Origin of the sequence: Blastomonas sp. UPD001, from assembly GCF_003426715.1 — a bacterium.
Lineage (GTDB): Bacteria > Pseudomonadota > Alphaproteobacteria > Sphingomonadales > Sphingomonadaceae > Blastomonas.
On sequence record NZ_QKVT01000134.1, the window covers coordinates 1 to 1,057 of the forward strand.

The 1,057-nt window shown below is 44.7% G+C and carries 1 protein-coding gene; it reads right to left on the reverse strand.

What is annotated here, in order from left to right; translation table 11 throughout:
* Positions 1 to 452 precede the first annotated feature (452 nt).
* Entirely contained in the window at positions 453 to 599 is a 147-nt protein-coding gene (psaX, locus tag DM995_RS22990; RefSeq protein WP_016858731.1) for a photosystem I protein PsaX, read from the reverse strand.
* Positions 600 to 1,057: the final 458 nt, after the last annotated feature.

Here is a 1,057-nt window from a genome sequence, read left to right on the forward strand (position 1 = left end):
GCCAGATGCGTTATTTTCGTAGTTGCTGGCGCGAACAAAAAACCAGCCCTTGCTCAAGTTTTCGCACCAGAAGCAGATAACTCTACTTATCCATCCCGCCTCATTCAACCTGAAGGTGAACTGTGGTGGCTACTGGATGCAGCAGCTGGTGAAGAATTAAATCAGTAAACAGTGAACAGTCAACAGTTACAAACATTGAGAATAATGTAGTCACTGATAACTGATAACTAAATTGAACTACTTGTTAAAATCAGAAGCTAGAATCCCACGGTTAATAGCCCACAAAGAGGGTATGAAAACCTCTTAAGCGATCCCCGCTCCCCGATCCCTGATCCCTGATCCCCGTTACCCCTTCGCCCCTAATCCCCACTCCCTTGGGGGGAGTGGGGGCCCCGAGTTCCCCAGAGGGGGCCCCACCTTCCCCGATCCCCGATCCCAGTTCAGCTGCTTAATTATTCAATGATATGGAAGTAATAGGCAGCTACAAGGAGATTGAGAGCTAAAAGCGCTAAAGCCCAACCCGTACGGAATGGGTAGGGGGGTTTAGCTGCTGTTGATTTAGCTACGGGTAAATCTGCTGTAGTATCTGCTTTAGCCATCGGATGAACTCCTAACTTAAGGACTTCTTCAGAAATACCAAACAGATGTCCCTATTTGCCACTTTCGTTAAAAATATTTTCGTGATTTTGGGTAAATTGGGGATCGGGGATCAGGGATCGGGGATCGGGAGACAAGGGAGAGGGGGGAGTGTGGGGAGACTTATCAGTTATCAGTTATCAGTTATCAGTTATCACTCTTAACTGCTCACTGTTAACTGTTAACTGATTCATGCCCCATGCCCCATCTTTTGCGCGATCGCTACTTTAGCAGAGTTAGGGTGTTTGGAATCAAGTGACGTATGTACCAAAGATGAAACATCTGATTTTGAGCATGACGGGGGGGACAAAGTACCCTGAAAAGCTTGTGAGATAAAGATGACACAAAACAGTCATAACTAGTTCATATAACATTGATAATTTATAAATAATTACAGATCATTTCATTATAAAAAGGAACA

What these genes read in the sequence shown, in the direction of transcription:
- psaX (WP_016858731.1), bottom strand. Translation starts at nt 599, where the DNA reads ATGGCTAAAGCAGATACTACAGCAGATTTACCCGTAGCTAAATCAACA.